General features: G+C 57.0%; 10 protein-coding genes. 4 read left to right on the top strand and 6 right to left on the bottom strand.

Annotated elements, in window-relative coordinates; all coding sequences use genetic code 11:
- Window positions 1–45 precede the first annotated feature (45 nt).
- From rpe to AC0J4F_RS22975, 3 genes are all read right to left on the bottom strand, one after another.
- A complete protein-coding gene (gene rpe, locus AC0J4F_RS22985; RefSeq protein WP_133953008.1) occupies window positions 46–717 on the bottom strand; it encodes a ribulose-phosphate 3-epimerase in 672 nt (223 codons plus the stop codon).
- Window positions 718–830: 113 nt separating this feature from the next.
- Window positions 831–1,568 (bottom strand): DUF2259 domain-containing protein, encoded by a 738-nt coding sequence (locus AC0J4F_RS22980; RefSeq protein WP_473024856.1) that lies wholly within the window; start codon window positions 1,566–1,568, stop codon window positions 831–833.
- 52 nt (window positions 1,569–1,620) lie between these two features.
- The gene (locus AC0J4F_RS22975) at window positions 1,621–2,595 is read right to left on the bottom strand and encodes a sodium:proton symporter (RefSeq protein ID WP_473024855.1); all 975 of its coding nucleotides are present in this window, start codon (window positions 2,593–2,595) and stop codon (window positions 1,621–1,623) included.
- 109 nt (window positions 2,596–2,704) lie between these two features.
- On the opposite strand from AC0J4F_RS22975, the gene AC0J4F_RS22970 reads away from it, so the two are divergent.
- Entirely contained in the window at window positions 2,705–3,979 is a 1,275-nt protein-coding gene (locus tag AC0J4F_RS22970; RefSeq protein ID WP_473024854.1) for an NAD(P)/FAD-dependent oxidoreductase, read from the top strand.
- Between the two features lie 10 nt (window positions 3,980–3,989).
- Here AC0J4F_RS22970 and AC0J4F_RS22965 read toward each other — a convergent pair whose 3' ends face one another.
- Window positions 3,990–4,754 (bottom strand): substrate-binding periplasmic protein, encoded by a 765-nt coding sequence (locus AC0J4F_RS22965; RefSeq protein WP_473024853.1) that lies wholly within the window; start codon window positions 4,752–4,754, stop codon window positions 3,990–3,992.
- A 112-nt stretch (window positions 4,755–4,866) separates the two neighbouring features.
- Window positions 4,867–5,346 carry an Lrp/AsnC family transcriptional regulator gene (locus tag AC0J4F_RS22960; RefSeq protein WP_008196258.1) on the bottom strand — a complete coding sequence of 160 codons (480 nt, stop codon included), beginning with the start codon at window positions 5,344–5,346 and terminating at the stop codon, window positions 4,867–4,869.
- Between the two features lie 145 nt (window positions 5,347–5,491).
- On the opposite strand from AC0J4F_RS22960, the gene AC0J4F_RS22955 reads away from it, so the two are divergent.
- The 3 genes from AC0J4F_RS22955 to AC0J4F_RS22945 all read left to right on the top strand — a co-directional run bounded on the left by AC0J4F_RS22955 (window position 5,492) and on the right by AC0J4F_RS22945 (window position 13,430).
- Window positions 5,492–9,013: an indolepyruvate ferredoxin oxidoreductase family protein gene (locus AC0J4F_RS22955; protein ID WP_473024852.1), complete on the top strand. Its 3,522-nt coding sequence runs from the start codon at window positions 5,492–5,494 to the stop codon at window positions 9,011–9,013.
- Window positions 9,014–9,792: 779 nt separating this feature from the next.
- The gene (locus AC0J4F_RS22950) at window positions 9,793–10,878 is read left to right on the top strand and encodes a DUF2336 domain-containing protein (protein WP_166672872.1); all 1,086 of its coding nucleotides are present in this window, start codon (window positions 9,793–9,795) and stop codon (window positions 10,876–10,878) included.
- 197 nt (window positions 10,879–11,075) lie between these two features.
- Window positions 11,076–13,430 carry a mechanosensitive ion channel domain-containing protein gene (locus tag AC0J4F_RS22945; RefSeq protein ID WP_473024851.1) on the top strand — a complete coding sequence of 785 codons (2,355 nt, stop codon included), beginning with the start codon at window positions 11,076–11,078 and terminating at the stop codon, window positions 13,428–13,430.
- A 94-nt stretch (window positions 13,431–13,524) separates the two neighbouring features.
- Here AC0J4F_RS22945 and AC0J4F_RS22940 read toward each other — a convergent pair whose 3' ends face one another.
- A complete protein-coding gene (locus AC0J4F_RS22940) occupies window positions 13,525–15,636 on the bottom strand; it encodes a PQQ-dependent dehydrogenase, methanol/ethanol family (protein ID WP_473024850.1) in 2,112 nt (703 codons plus the stop codon).
- Window positions 15,637–15,717: the final 81 nt, after the last annotated feature.

The following is a 15,717-nucleotide window of genomic DNA, read 5'->3' as shown; positions in this document are numbered from 1 at the left end:
GGACAGCCGGATCAAAAGGTGTTCGGCGAAGAGTTTTTGCTTCTGTTAGGCGTTTGCAGCCGCAGTCCGGATTGCATCGATGTTGGACTTGTAGGCGTCGACTGTACCGCCCTTGAAAACCGCGGATCCGGCAACAAGAACGTTGGCACCTGCTGCTGCAACCAGCGGAGCGGTCTCGGGCGTGACGCCGCCATCGATCTCCAGATCGATTGGTCTATCGCCGATCATTTGTTTGATCCGGGCTGTCTTTTCCACCATGGCTTCAATGAACTTCTGACCACCGAAGCCCGGGTTCACCGTCATCACAAGGATCAGGTCGAGCCGGTCGAGCACGTACTCCAAAACGCTTTCCGGCGTTGCCGGGTTGAGCGACACGCCTGCTTTCTTGCCGAGAGCGCGAATGGCCTGTAGCGACCGGTCCAGGTGGGTCGTTGCTTCTGCGTGCACGGTGATGATGTCCGACCCGGCTTTGGCAAAGGCTTCCAGGTAAGGATCGCAAGGTTCGATCATCAAATGCGTGTCGAACACCTTGTCTGTGTGCGGGCGCATCTTGGCAATGACATCCGGGCCGAAAGTGATGTTGGGAACGAAATGGCCGTCCATCACGTCAAGGTGGATCCAGTCTGCTCCCGCCTCGACTACATCGCGGACTTCCTGGCCAAGCTTGGAAAAGTCAGAGGCAAGGACGGACGGTGCAATAATAATCTCGCGCGGCATTTACGGATCTCCTGCGGGCGGCGGCAACGCCGGTCATAGACTGTTGGCGCCGCGCTACCACGTGTCCGGCAGACCGGCAAGTCAAAGAGCTCGCTCCTAATCGGTTTAACTGTTCACAGCCGTCCGGAGATGGCGAGAAACCGGCCGTCAGGCCCTTCAAAGCCGTGGGTCGCCATGTGAACGATCACCGTGACGACAGGTGGCTTGTCTTCCGGGAAATAGCTGACGACCTTGTCTATTCGGTAGCCGATCGGGCACCCGCGGCTTTTCGGGAGGCTTTTGTCCAGATGCCGGACGCGCGCTTCTCCGCCATAGATCGTGTTGAGCTGGAACCCCTTGGTGGCCGCGCCATAGCTGGCACACGTGTCGTCGGGCAGGGGAAATTCCATCAACTGGATCTCCATCGGCTCATCGATTGGGGGGACGACGGGCCGCAGATTGACCTTCATGTTGAAAGGATTGGCGGAGATTTCCGTGATCGGGTTGCTGCCGACTGTCAGTCCGTGGCCGTTAATGCCGAGGGAATTGAGAAGCGGGTCTGCAGCGGCCCTGTTGGCGGCCCGGGCAGCCTTCAGGAGCGCTACCGGATTGTAGCCGTTGCTGTCGTCGATTTCATCGCGGCGGCGAAACGGAGACGGGCTCACCCATTTGTCCTCATGGACATCGATCACGAATATTTCTGAATAGGGAAAACCGGAGCCGTCCTGAATTCCTGACTGCTCAAAGGCAAAGTAACGGCCATCTTCAGAGTAGCCGAGAATGTCCAAACGGGCCTGATCTCCGGCAATGGCTGCCGACAGCGAGCCTGTTATGAACGCAAAAAAAGCAACGAGCAGTTTACAGAAACGCATGACCGGTCTCCCTTTGATTTGTTCAAGAGAGTATCGCCGGGTTTTAGGTCTGTCAGGTCTGCGGCGTCACAGTTTTGAGCTTTAGTCCGCAAAACCATCCGACAAACGGTTTCAGGACCATCGGCAAAATATAGATCGGGAATTGTCCGACTGCGAACCAAAGCCACGTGAGCTCTGGCAGGGTTCCGCCAAAGGCGGCGACCATCAGCCCCATGTTGCGCGTGCCGCAAGTGTGCGCAATGGCATAGGCATCTTCTCGGCTTGCGGGCGAAAACAGGAGCAGGGTCACACCGATCTGTGCAAAGGCGAGGCAGAAAGTGATCGCGGTTAAGCCGAGGGTAAAGCCGGGTTTGTCCGCGAAACTCGCCGCAACGCCATCCATCGCAGCAATCGCGAAGATCAAAAGCAAGAGAACATTCAAGCCGCTGATCATGTTTGCGCCGTTTGCAATCCGTTCCTGTCCGGCAATCCGGCGGATCACCATTGCAGTAAGAAATGACCCAACAAGCAGAAATGACAGTTGCGCAGCCAGGCCACCGATACTCAGCGGCAAGGCATCCCCCAGCATCAGCTCGCCAATGAAAGGTGCCGAAAGCGGCGTAATGATCAGGGCCGCAACGGAAAGCGCAAGGCTGAGCGTTCCATTCAGGCCCAGGAGATAGATAAAGGCCGGCGCGGCCATAACCGGCGGGGCGGCCGTGGAGATAAACAAGGCCAGCACAAGCTCAGGTCCAAGCGTTTCCGGTCCAATCAACTGAACGGCCGCAAAAGCAATCAACGGCACACCTAGCATCATCCAAACGAGTGCGGTGAGGAGCAGTGTCGGTCGTTTCAAACGCAGTTTGATGGCTTCGATATCCACCCTCAAGAAAGCCAGCACAAGCAGGCTGAAGACGGAAACACCGAGATAGGGTCGCAGATGTTCCGATAGGGCTGGTAGCGCCATGCCGATGAAGATACTCACAGCCAAAGCGGCCGTTCCATGCTGGCCGATCCATGCCACAGCTACCGCGAGCATCCGAATCATTTAAAATCAACTCCTGAAAATCGCGTGTGGGCAGGGACTTGCGGTTCTTTTAAGGGAACTTGACCGGACTTGCCAATCACGATGGCGTCCTGCTGTCGGACTGTGGGCCATGACAACTTCGAAACAGATGCAGACATTTGATGTGATGGTTCTGGGAGCCGGAATTGTCGGTGTTTCGACCGCAGCGCATTTGCGCCGCCTTGGCCTGGATGTCGCTTTGATAGATCGGAAACATCCGGGCGGCGAAGCTTCTGCAGGCAACGCAGGCGTCGTCCAGCACAATGGGTTCGTCCCGCAAGGTCTGCCGAAAAATCCGGTGGCGTTCCTAAAGTCATCCTTCAATCTTGGCGGACCATTTTCGTACAGACCGCTTACCTTGGCGAAGATGCTCCCGTGGATCCGGCAGTACGTGCGGGCAAGCTACGGCGAGGCGGCAGAGACATATTGCCGGGCCATCATGCCGTTGCGCCAACAGGCGGTCAAAGCGCATCTTGATCTTGCCGAGCAGTCAAATGCGGGCCGGTTTTACCGGAAGGGTGGTTGGCTGCACCTGTACCGAACGCCAGCCAGTTTTGATGCAGATGATATGTCCCGGTACTACGCTCGGATCTACGGTGTTGATTACAAGGAAATGGATGGCGCAGAAGCCAGTGTTCTGGAGCCTGGGTTGAAGCTTTCAGGCATGAAGGCTGTGCATTGGACCGAAAGCTGGTCAGTCTCCAACCCGGCTGCTGTCGTCGATGCATTCTGGCGGGGATACATCCAAAATGGTGGTCAGTATTTTCGCGCGGACGCCAAAAAGCTTATCCGCCAGAGAGGGGGGTGGGGCCTCGAGGGAGAACGTGGGCCCGTGTTCGCCCGCAATGCCGTCGTTTGCTTGGGCGCCTGGTCCATGGATGTCCTGAAGAAACTTGGCGAGCAGTATCCGCTGGCCGTCAAGCGCGGCTACCACATGCATTACAGGCCGCTCTCCGGGGCGTCCCTGTCGCGCCCCGTCGTGGACATCGACAACGGGTTTGCATTAACTCCAACCGACTTCGGCATACGGCTGACGACGGGTGTGGAGCTGGCAGGACGCGACGCGCCGCCGAACCTGCAGATCATCAAACAGGTCCGGCGCAGGGCAGAAGAGATCTTTTCTCTCGGACGCGCGCTTCACGATGAACCATGGGTGGGAAGCCGGCCCTGTCTGCCGGATTCTCTTCCGGTCATCGGACCGTCCCCGTCTGTAAAGGGGTTGTGGCTCAATTTCGCCCACGGCCATGATGGTTTTACGCTCGGACCGGTCTCCGGCCAGATCATGGCCGATATGATTGCCAACAAACCTCTTGTTGCAGACGCCGCCGGTGTCTCGCCGAACCGCTTTCAGACACAAAAGATATGACGACCCGGGTTTAGCTGGAAGGCCCGATATAGGTCGCCTTGATTTGGTCGATCGATCCGTCGTCTTTCATGCGGCGGATGATCCGGTCGTACTCGGTCTTTAACTTGTCCATATCCGGGTGCGTCGAGGCTTTGGAAAAGACATTATAATAGGCCTTTGACTTCATTGGCTTTGGAAGAAAATCGATCTTGTTGCGATAGCCGCCGATATGAGCCTGGTGCAGTGTCGAGATGGTGTTCATCGGAACCGCGTCGATCCTGCCTGCGAGCAGCTTGTCGATCTGCAGGGAATTCTCTGAGACAAGTTGCAGCTGGAGGCCCGCGTCCCAGAACTCCGGGGTGTAGGAAATTCCATGCGTTGCACCGATCGTCATTGAGCGCAGGTCATCGAACTTCGAAAACGTGAACTTGCCGCGATCTTCCGCCCTGATGAAGAAATTCCAGTCCAGATCGATGTAGCTTTCGCTTGGATAGTCCAGAAAGGTGCGGCGGTCTTCGTTTTGCGAATACAATAGCAGCACATCGATCCGCCCGGCTTTAACTTCGACCTGCAGGCGCTGGTCGGATTCAATAAGCAGCACTTCATAGTCTATCGCCAGTTCGCGCAGGACCTCGTCCATGACTTCGATGTCGATGCCGCGGACTTGTCCGTCCGCCTCGTATTTGAAGGGGGCTTGAGGATTTGCGGCAATGATGAGAGGGCGGGCTGTCGCCGATGTTTGCCACATCGCAGCCAGAAGACAGCATATGCAAAACAGACCGATTTTCCGTAGCACGCCTAAAAACCTTCCCAAGTCACTGCCGGACAAACACACGGGAGGTTTCACTGTTCCATGCAATAGCCAAACAAACAGTGAATTTTGAAGAGGAGGCAATGTACAGCGCGTCTCAATTCTCGCGAAGAGGCAATGCGGCGGTATCCTTTACCGTGTTGACAACGATACGTGACTGAACGTCAGATACCAGTGTATTATCGAGAAGCTTCAGACGCAGGAAGTCGTCATAGGTCTTGATGTCATCGGTTACCACCTTGATGAGGTAATCGACCGCACCTGTGATACGTTCACAAATAACGACTTCCGGCCAGTGATGGACGAGCTTGTCGAACGTTTCCATGTTTTCGCGGCTGGGAACGGCAAGCTTGACGAAGGAATAGGCGACAAAGCCAAGGCCCACAGCTTCGCGGTCTATGATCGCGGTAATTTGCTTGATGATGCCTTGTTCCTTCAACCGTTTGATGCGGCGCCAGCAAGGGGTTTGGCTCATGCCGGCCTCTTTGGCGACTTCTGCGATTGAAAGGGAGGCATCCCTTTGCAAAACGCGCAAAACACGGATGTCGGACGGGTCCAGAAGATTCTTTTCGGTCATTGGGTCATTTTCGGAAATTTTATGCTGCCTGGTGACGAATTGCGGTGACGATAGCACAGAAATCGCTGCTGAAAAGGACGATATTAATCGGAAATGGCAGTTCGCCGCAGAGGGCCGCCCCGGGGGCGTAGGAGGAGAATACCGAATGGATGTGCTTGTGTCCGATATCAGCCTTGAAGACAAATACACCGCGACGGACGGTCGTGTGTATCTGACAGGCATTCAGGCGCTGGTCAGATTGGCTCTGGACCGCGCGCGCCTGGACCGGCAGGCAGGTCTTAAAACCGGTGGTTTCATTTCCGGATACCGTGGGTCGCCGCTGGCTGGATATGACACTGAGTTGGAGCGCGCCCACCGGCACCTGAAGGGCCTTGAAGTTGTTTTCAAGCCTGGTGTGAACGAGGAACTTGGGGCGACCGCAGTTTGGGGAAGCCAAAAACTGCGCGGTGAGGGCGGTGTCGGACGGCCTACAGAATATGACGGCGTCTTTGGCATCTGGTACGGCAAGGCCCCAGGTGTTGACCGGGCTGGCGACGCACTGCGTCAGGGGAACGCATCTGGCACGGACCGCAACGGCGGTGTTCTGGCTTTGGCCGGTGACGATCACCTTGCCAAGTCCTCCATCCTGCCTGCGCAGAGCGAATTCTTCTTTGAGCATGCCGAAATGCCGGTTCTGAACCCGGCGGACATTCAGGACGTTCTCGACTACGGATTGCACGGGCTTGAGATGTCCCGCTTTTCCAGTCTTTGGACGGCGTTGATCTGCGTGGCCGACACGATGGATGCGTCCGCCACCATCAATGTATCGCCAAACCGTCTCAGGATGGTTCGCCCTCTGGAAGGTGATCCGCGCAAGGATTATCATCAAAACCGCGATCTGCTGCTCGGCAACCGGTTGGAAACAGAGCGCCTGGTGCGTGAGCTGCGGATCCCTGCAGCCCAAGCCTATGTTCGCACAAACGGCCTGGATCGTGTGACCTTTGGTGCCCGGCAAAATCCGAAGCTCGGCATTGTTTCTTCCGGCAAAGCCTATCGGGACCTGCTACAGGCACTCGATCTCATGGGCGTGACGGAAGACAAGGCCAAAGCGCTGGGCCTTGGGATTTACAAGGTCGCAATGACCTGGCCGATGGAACCGCTTGGCCTGCGGGATTTTGCCCGCGGCGCAGAGAAACTGTTGGTCGTGGAGCACAAGCGGGCCTTCATGGAACCGCAGATCAAGGAAATCTCTTATCACTGGCCGGACATGAGCCGTCCTGAGATTTGGGGCAAACGCCGCCCGGATGGCTCGCCATTCCTCTCGGATGTTCTTGAGATCTCTGTCGCTGAACTCATCGAGGGTTTGATGAAGTGGCTGCCGGCAGATGCTGTCACCGAAGAAATGCAGGCCGTTGCTGGGCGCATGACCAAACAGGCCATGTGGGCGCAGGGCCATGCGGAACGCGCCTCCCGGGTGCCTTACTTCTGTTCCGGCTGTCCGCATTCAACCTCGACCAAGACGCCGGAAGGTTCTCGGTCGATGCCGGGTATCGGCTGTCATGCCATGACCGAAATGGCGGGCCGGACCACGGAAGGCCAGATCCAGATGGGCGGTGAGGGCGTCCTTTGGGTTGGTCAGCAGCCGTTCTCGGGCGACAGCCATGTGTTCGCAAACGTCGGCGATGGAACATATTTCCACTCCGGTATCCTTGCGATCCGTCAGGCGCTCGCGGCCAAGGTGCCGATCACCTACAAGATCCTTTACAACGATGCCGTGGCCATGACCGGTGGTCAGAAGCATGATGGACAGTTGAGTGTTCCGCAGATTACCCGTCAGTTGGAAGCAGAAGGGGTAGAACGCATTGCGGTGGTCTCCGAAAATCCGGATGCCTATGGATCATGGACACCGATTGCAGCAGGAACCAAGGTTTATCATCGCGACGAGTTGATGGATGTGCAGAAGGACCTGCAGACTTTCAACGGCGTTTCCGTAATCGTCTACGACCAAACCTGTGCAGCCGAGAAACGGCGCCGCCGGAAGCGCGGACTGTTCCTGGATCCGGATCAGCGCCTGTTTATCAACGATCGCGTCTGCGAAGGCTGCGGTGACTGCTCGGTCCAGTCCAACTGCCTTTCGGTTGAACCGCTGGCCACGCCGTTTGGCGAAAAGCGTGTTATCAACCAGTCGAGCTGCAACAAGGACTTTTCCTGCATCAAGGGTTTCTGTCCGTCCTTCGTCGAGATCGACGGTGCGGCGCTCAAAAAGCCGAAAAAGGCTGACGTGGATATCGATGCGCTGGTCGAACAGTTGCAGGAACCGGTTCTGCCGGCGCTCGACCGGACGCAGAACGCGTTGGTTGCCGGCATTGGCGGCATGGGCGTCACCACAATCAGTGCTGTTCTAGCAATGGCGGCGCATATCGATGGCAAGCAAGCCTCGACCCTGGACATGACGGGACTGGCGCAAAAGGGCGGACCGGTGACCTCCCACGTTCGCTTCGCTTCCATTGACCGCGCCATTGAAGGTCCCCGGGTTCCGGCCGCGAGCCTCGATCTGTTGATTGCAAGTGACATGGTCGTTGCCACGAATGCGGAACAACTGGCACTGGCCCACCGTGGTCAGACCGTGACAGTGGCAAACACCAAGGTTGCCCCGACTGCAGAGTTTGTCCTGAAGCAGACCCTGTCTTTCGATGAGAAGAAGATGGACGCCGCCTTGAAGGCAGCATCCGGCACGTATCTCGCGATGGATGCGGCCGGTATTGCCGAAAAGCTGCTCGGCGATGCGATCTTTGCCAACATGCTGCTCGTGGGCATGGCCTATCAATCAGGTGCCCTGCCGGTTTCCGGCGATGCCATTGAAACAGCCTTGCAGCTGAACGGGGCGGCAGTGGCCGGAAACATCAAGGCGTTCCGCGCCGGCCGTGTTCTGGCTGCCGACGCTGAGCTGTTGTTGAAGGCTTTGCCAGCGAGCGAAAAACCGCGCACGTTCACATTGGATGAAAAGATTGCATTCAATGCCGACGAGCTTGTCAGGTATCAGGACGAAGCCTATGCGGCCCGTTACCGAGATCTCGTTGAAAAAGTGAAGGCAGCGGACGAAGCTCATGGCCCGGGGCAAATGCGCCTCTCCAGAACCGTTGCTGATCTGCTCTATAAAGTGATGGCTTACAAGGACGAGTATGAAGTCGGCCGCCTTTATTCCGATCCGGCCTTCAAGGAAAAAATCGCGCAGCGGTTCGAAGATCCGAAGAAGCTAAAGGTCTATCTGGCCCCGCCGATGCTGGCGCACCGGAAGGACCCGAAAACCGGACGCCCGGAGAAGATGGCATTCGGACCGTGGATCTTTACCGCGTTCAAACTCCTGGCCGGGTTCAAAGGCATGAGGGGCAAATGGTACGACCCATTCGGACGGACCGCGGAGCGCCGTGCAGAGCGCGCCCTGATCGCTCAGTACGAAAAGGACATCGCGGAGATCATCACCCGTTTGCCGAACGGCAATTACGGTCTCCTCGTAGAACTGGCGCGGGTGCCGGATCTGGTCCGCGGGTTTGGCCCGGTCAAGGAAGCGAACCTGGAAAAGGCCGCGGACAAACGCCGTGTTGTCCTTGAACAACTCAATACTCGCAAAGACGGCGGCAATGATGGCGATCATCAAACCGGCGACTTCCTTCAAGCCGCCGAATAACGCGCGGTATTCTTATTGAAAATTCAGGCCGGCGCAGCTTCTGCGCCGGTTTTTCGTTTGTAGACATAGCAGCGCATAGCGCTAGGCCGTGTGGACGAATTGGAGATGCATTTCGCCGGGATTTGCATCGTTCAAGATCAAGGAAATCCGGTGAAGGTGATGCTTGCGCATCATCTAGACGGATTTGCGCTGGAATTGAGCAATGCAAACACGGCCCAAAGGGTGAGACAAGTGCCGGCGATCTGGCACCGGCGATCCCTTGACCGTATTTCGATACGCTCTGCAGGACCGTCGCCGCCATATCTTGGCACTTGGCTCACGAAATACGCCTCCAATTCGTCTACACGGCCTAGGCTGACGCAAGAAAAAAACGGCATATCTATCCAAGCTACGGAAGCGGCTTGGGCACGCGAATTTCATTATATGCATCGCCGCTTTCGGACCTGCCCACCAGGGCAACGCGGATTAATACTCCGGTTAAAGAATTGAGGCATTCGGCGTGAAAACGAGGCTTGGACAAGACAAAAATGCGCCCAGCTAACAAAAATTAATACTCGATTTTTTAGTCTTCAAAAAGCGCCGAAACGGGATGCCAGATCCGATAAACTCATAAAAAACAATAGAATGTAGAGTAACTGGCAAATCTAGTTAGAATTCTTCGTAAAATTTATAAAAACACGATTACATTCTCCAAATACCTGTTTCTGTCTTCTTTAAATCTCCAATTCATTTTGTGGCCAGAGCCGAAGACCGGCGTAAGATTTAACCTGGTAATGAAAATGAGTGAAGCGTTGAAAACAGAACTGGTGAACTTCTCGGAGCTGACCGGGGAAGCAGCAAGCGCCCGCCGGGCTGAACTGGCCCGCCATGTGGCAACGCTCTTTGCGTTGACATCCGACAGATGCTCTGACGAACAGGTCGATATCTACGACTCCGTGCTGCTACGCTTGGTGGATATGGTGGAATCTGAAGTCCGCCGTTTTGTCGCTGAGCAGATGAGCACCTTACGCCGCGGTCCGGAAGAGACCATCCGGCGTCTTGCAAGTGATGTGATCGAGGTGTCCGAACCGATCCTCGTGCGCTCAACCGTCCTGCGCGATGCTGATCTGGTGTCAATTGCCGAAGAGCAAGGTAACGATCATCGCTACGCAATTGCACAACGTGAAGTGCTCTCCGCGGACGTCAGCGAGATCCTTGTCCGGCGCGGTGATCTGAAGGTCAAGCGGAAGATTGCCAGCAACGAAGGCGCCAGCCTGTCAGGGTCTGCCATCGAGATCCTCATCTCCGATTCCGCTGCTGACGCAACGCTTCAGCTCAGCTTGAGTGACCGGCCGGATCTCGCTGAAGCGCAGATTGCCAGCCTGATTTCCATCGCGAGCGACGAAGTCCGCAAGAAATTGCAGACATCCGGCCGTTCCGGTGAAACCGCGCAATTGAATGAGGCTGCCGATATCGCCGCGCGGCGCATGTCCAATCAGTACTGGTTGGGCCGGTACGATTTTGAAACAGCCCGCAGCCGCATTCTGCTCCTGGCGAAAAAGGGCATGGTGAATGAAGCCGCTTTGCGCCGGTTCGCGTCCGAAGACAGGTTCGCCGAAGCCGTCGCCACCTTCGCGTGGTTGGTTCGGTGCGGCGTTGAGGAAGCCAGCCACTGGATGGTGCGTCCGGACCCGGAGCCGTTTGTCATTCTCGCAAAAGCCTCCGGCTTTTCGTCGATCACCGTCGGGGCATTGTTGAGCATCGGCCCATGGCGTCATCGCCTGACGCCTGAGACCCGCAGCAACGCGATGAACCTTTATGAGCGCATGACTGTTGCAGAAGCCAAGCGCAAGATCGCCCATTGGAGCTACAACGTTCTGAAGTGATCTGACCAAGCAGAATGCGCAAGACATCAAGCCCGGCCTCTGTGCCGGGCTTTTTTCGTCCGTAACTAACGTGCGAGATGCCTTTTTTCCTTAGCGGAACCGTGCTTTACAGGGCGAAACAGATTCTGCAAAGAGCGGGGCCAAGGGGTATGCGCAGATCCGTCCATCAACTACTGCAACATGAGCTGCCTCCGGCAATGCGCGCTTTTTTCGGCCGCGTTCCGGTCTTCGCAATTGCGGTCCTGAGCTTGCTGTTTGTGAGTTTGAGCGCCGGTCCGGATTATGCCCACGCTCAAGGCCCTGCGAGCTTATTGTCGGCGGTTAGTGGCAGTTCGAAGGAAAAGGCTGCGGAGACAACCGCAAAACACTCAGAACCTGCCTCTGAGGGAGGCGGTGTCAGCGCCGATGAGGGCGGCGGCGCGATGATGGAGTCTATGGACGAGTTTGCCGATGAAGCCGTTCGCGCCCGCGACACTTTAAAAACAATCGTACAGACGATCCCGAATATTCGCGCTGCGATGGTCGAAACGCTTCGCTCGCAAGGCGAAGACCAAGGACTGGGCTGGATATCGTCCGCCTTGATCGATGTGGTGATCGCGGTTCTCTTTGGTCTTGCAGCCTCGACTTTGCTGGCGCGCTGGGGGCGGCGGCAGTTCGCGGGAATGTACAAGCCCGACGTCTACACCCGTTCCGACAAGATCATCTATCTGTATTTGCGGGCGATTTTGATGATCGCCGGGGTGGTCCTCTATTTTGCCGTGGCGACGGTTGTTTATCTCCTGATTGGCACTGGTCTGGAAGCTGCCAATGAAACCGCCCTCGTCGCGTTCAGTATGAGCGCCGCCTTCATGGCACTGCGGATCATATGGATGAACCTGCTCGCCCCGGATGCGGAAAGCCACCGACTGGTCGCCCTGAGCAACAGGGAAGCGAAGGGGCTCTACCGGTTCTTGCTGGTCGGCAGCGGCATATCAATTGGTGCGATCGCGTTCTGCCTCTGGATGGAGCGTCTTGGTCTGCCGCAGGACATTCACAAACTGGCGCTCATTGCAGCGTCTGGTCTGTCAATGATTATCCTGTGCGTCATTGCCGTGGCGTATCGAGCGGTGATTGCGCGCTTGATCCGAGGTGCTGCAGGGGACCAAGCCCCGATGTGGCGCCGCGTGCTCGCCGCCGTTTGGCATCTCATCGCCGTTATCTACTTCGTGATTGCCTGGGGAATTTCTGCTCTTCGGATCCTTTTGGACTTGCCGTCCGCAACAGGACTTGTGGGGGCTCCGATCCAGGTTTTGCTGGTGGCAGCCGTTGCCTATGGGCTGCTTATCCTTCTGATCGACCGTGTGTTGTTGCCGCGTCTTGATACCGCCAAAGCGGAAGCGAAGATTGCGGAAGACATTCAGCGGGCGGAAGAGAGCGAGGGTGCTGAGCAGGACCCGGAAAGCACGCTGGCCCAAGCGCATGCTGAAGCTGCTGACCGCGAAGCCGATCGGTCCCCGTTCCGTGCACTGTTGGATCGCGGCGCTGCGATCCTCGTGGTCTTCGGCGGACTGGACCTCTTGACGTCTCTTTGGGGTGTCGGCATGGCCGGGGAAGGGTCGATCATTGGATCCTTCATTGAGGTCCTGCTGGTCATGTTCCTTGGATACATGGCGTATGAGGCGGTTAAGATCCTGATCGACCGGCAGATCGCCAAGGAATCCCCAGCGGAGAAAGACGAAGAAGCTGAAATTGGAGGGGCCGGTGAAAGCCGGATTTCTACCCTGCTGCCGATCTTCCGGAACTTCTTGCTGATCACCATCGTGGTGATTGCGGCCATGGTTGTCCTGGCTGAGCTGGGTGTCAATATCGCGCCGCTCTTCGCCGGTGCCGGTGTTGTCGGTCTGGCGGTCGGTTTTGGCGCACAGACCCTCATTCGGGATATCTTTTCCGGTGCGTTCTACCTGATTGATGATGCTTTCCGGAAAGGCGAATACATCGACATTGGCAGCGCCAAGGGGACTGTCGAGAAAATCTCGATCCGCTCGATGCAGCTGCGCCACCATCGCGGTGCGCTTACCACCATTCCGTTTGGCGAAATCCAGCAGGTGGAAAACTTCTCGCGCGACTGGGCCATCATGAAGCTCGCCTTCCGGGTCACCTATGACACGGATGTCGAAAAGATGCGCAAGATCATCAAGAAGTTCGGCCAACGGCTTCTTGAGGATGAGTACTATGGACCGATGTTCCTCGCGCCGCTGAAATCCCAGGGCATCATGTCCATGGAAGACTCCGCCATGATCGCCCGGGTGAAGTTCACCGCAAAACCCGGCAAGCAATTCGAATTGCGGAAGGTGATCTACGCAGGTCTGCGCGATCTCTTCGAGGAAAACGGCATCAGGTTTGCCCATCGCCAGGTTACGGTCCGCGTTGCTGGCGCCGGAGATGATGAGGACGATGGCGCCAACGGCAAAATCTCACGGGAAACGGCCAAGGCTGCTGCAGGTGCCGCGGCCATGTCGGGAATGCTCGACGAAGAAGCCAATGGGGATAGCGGTCAGGATGACCCGATCTGACGGTGGATGAGCGCTTACAGAAAATGGCTCTGCGGAGAGATCCGCAGAGCCTTTTTCATTTGTTGTAAGGCCTCTCGGCCGTTGCGCCGAAACCCTACTGCGCCTTGGTTGCCGCCGCAGCCCTTAAAGAGTCGGCTGTGCCCTGGATAAACGCCAGCACGTTTTGAACGTCGGCATCGGTCAGATGCGCATCAAAGCGCGGCATGCCGTTGTGCAGTCCGGCACCTTGCAGGACCCAGGCGTCCGCATTGGTCAGGACTTCTGGTTCCGAGTAGCCAAGGTTTGGAACTGCACCGCCATTGTTGACCCCCGGCACACCGTGACAAAAGAGACAGTTGGAGACATAGGTCGCCAGCCCAGCCGTTACCTGTTCCGGGTCATAAGGAACGCCGGAGACGAGTTCAGTGCGGGTCGACAGTTCCGCTGTTGGAATTTCTTCGGCGGCGCCAATCCGGAAGGTGAAAACCCGGCCCGGCCCGACCTTTTCGGTCGCCCGCTGCATGAGGCCATAAACCCCGCCCCAGCCGGCTGCAATCGTGACGTATTGTTCGCCCTCGTGTTCCCAGGTCATGGGGGCGGCAATGACGCCGGATGTCATGGGAGCCTGCCAGAGCGTCTCTCCGTTCGTGGCATTGTAGGCAATGAACCGGCCATCAGCGGTTCCCTGAAACACCAGATTTCCAGCCGTGGTCAGGGTGCCGCCATTCCAGGGCGAGACATATTCCGCGCGCCAGGCCTCCCGCCGGTTCACCGGATCCCAAGCCAGAAGGTGTCCGAAGGGCGTTGCTTGCGGCGCAACAACGTTGAACAGATACCCAAGGTTCCAGCCGACTCCTGACATGGTCGACATGGGCTTATGCGAATTGAGTTCCCAACTTGGGTCGGTCGACTGCACCAGCGGCACACCTTGGGCCGGAATATACACAAGCCCGGTATCCGGATTAAAGCTCATGGGATGCCAGTTATGCGCACCGTAAGCGGATGGAACCGGTTCGAACGGCTTGTCTTTTGAGCGGGCATCCGGGTTTTCGATAGGCCTGCCATCGGCGTCATAGGCCTTGGCCCAAGTCGTCTCAACGAATGGTTCTGCGGAAATGAATTCGCCGTTGGTGCGGTCAATCACATAGAAGAAGCCGTTCTTCGGGGCCTGCATCAGCACTTGGCGCATGTCGCCGTCGATCTCGAGATCGGCAAGAATAATGTGCTGAGTAGATGTATAGTCCCAGGTATCCCCTGGCGTGTTCTGGTAGTGCCAGACATAGTCACCGGTATCCGGATTGAGCGCGACGATGGAGGCGAGAAACAGGTTGTCGCCCCCGGCCGGTGAACGCAGATGCTGGTTCCAGGGAGAGCCGTTGCCGGTTCCGATGTAAAGAAGGTTCAGCTCCGGATCATAGGCCATGGCGTCCCAGACGGTGCCGCCACCGCCTGCTTCCCAGTATTTGGCGGACGGATCCCAGGTTTCCGCCGCCATTTTCATGGCATCATTTTCATAAGGCTTGGCCGGGTCGCCAGGAACCGTATACCAGCGCCAGACGGTGTCCCCGGTCTCAGTATCATAAGCTGAGATGTAGCCGCGCACTCCGAACTCGGCGCCGCCATTACCAATTATGACCTTACCATTGATGACCCGTGGCGCCCCGGTCACGGTGTAGGACATGTCCCGGTTTTCAATGGTGTCAATCTTCCAGAGTAGCTCGCCGGTGGCAGCATCCAGGGCATGCAGATAACCGTCATAGGATCCAACGAAGACCTTGCCTTCATAGATGGCAACGCCCCGGTTGACGACGTCGCAGCAACCCTTGGCGGCATATTCGCCGGGCACCTCTGGATCATACACCCAGAGCTTTTCTCCCGTGATGGCGTCCAGCGCATGAACAACGGACCAGGATGCGGTGACATACATGACACCATCAGCCACGATCGGTGTCGCCTGAACACCACGGCGGGATTCCAGATTGTAGGACCAGGCCAACCCAAGCTCGCCGACATTGTCGGCCGATATTGTGTCGAGTTGAGAGTATCGTGTTTCGGCGTAATTCAGGCCGTAGTTGAGCCAATTTTGGTCTGACGCGTCGTTTTCGATGATCGTTGCCGTGTTGATGCCGCCGGTAGCCGCGCGAATGGCGTCAGCCGAAATTGGCTCAGCCGCCGCCAGATCGGGGCTGACAAGAAGAGCCAGTGCTCCGCCAATAAAGCGTTTCATGAATTGTTTCCTCCCTCACAAATTTATTGTTTGCCCCGCGCAGGGCACCGTCCCGCGGTCCAACCTCAGGCTCTCCTCCAG

The sequence above is a fragment of the Roseibium sp. R5 genome, from assembly GCF_055755305.1.
The sequence above is the reverse complement of the archived record's forward strand: the minus strand, read 5'-3'. Positions and strand labels throughout refer to the sequence as shown.

What these genes read in the sequence shown, in the direction of transcription:
- AC0J4F_RS22950 (WP_166672872.1), top strand. Translation starts at nt 9,793, where the DNA reads ATGAGTGAAGCGTTGAAAACAGAACTGGTGAACTTCTCGGAGCTGACC.
- AC0J4F_RS22980 (WP_473024856.1), bottom strand. Translation starts at nt 1,568, where the DNA reads ATGCGTTTCTGTAAACTGCTCGTTGCTTTTTTTGCGTTCATAACAGGC.
- AC0J4F_RS22940 (WP_473024850.1), bottom strand. Translation starts at nt 15,636, where the DNA reads ATGAAACGCTTTATTGGCGGAGCACTGGCTCTTCTTGTCAGCCCCGAT.
- AC0J4F_RS22945 (WP_473024851.1), top strand. Translation starts at nt 11,076, where the DNA reads ATGCGCGCTTTTTTCGGCCGCGTTCCGGTCTTCGCAATTGCGGTCCTG.
- AC0J4F_RS22955 (WP_473024852.1), top strand. Translation starts at nt 5,492, where the DNA reads ATGGATGTGCTTGTGTCCGATATCAGCCTTGAAGACAAATACACCGCG.
- rpe (WP_133953008.1), bottom strand. Translation starts at nt 717, where the DNA reads ATGCCGCGCGAGATTATTATTGCACCGTCCGTCCTTGCCTCTGACTTT.
- AC0J4F_RS22960 (WP_008196258.1), bottom strand. Translation starts at nt 5,346, where the DNA reads ATGACCGAAAAGAATCTTCTGGACCCGTCCGACATCCGTGTTTTGCGC.
- AC0J4F_RS22970 (WP_473024854.1), top strand. Translation starts at nt 2,705, where the DNA reads ATGACAACTTCGAAACAGATGCAGACATTTGATGTGATGGTTCTGGGA.
- AC0J4F_RS22975 (WP_473024855.1), bottom strand. Translation starts at nt 2,595, where the DNA reads ATGATTCGGATGCTCGCGGTAGCTGTGGCATGGATCGGCCAGCATGGA.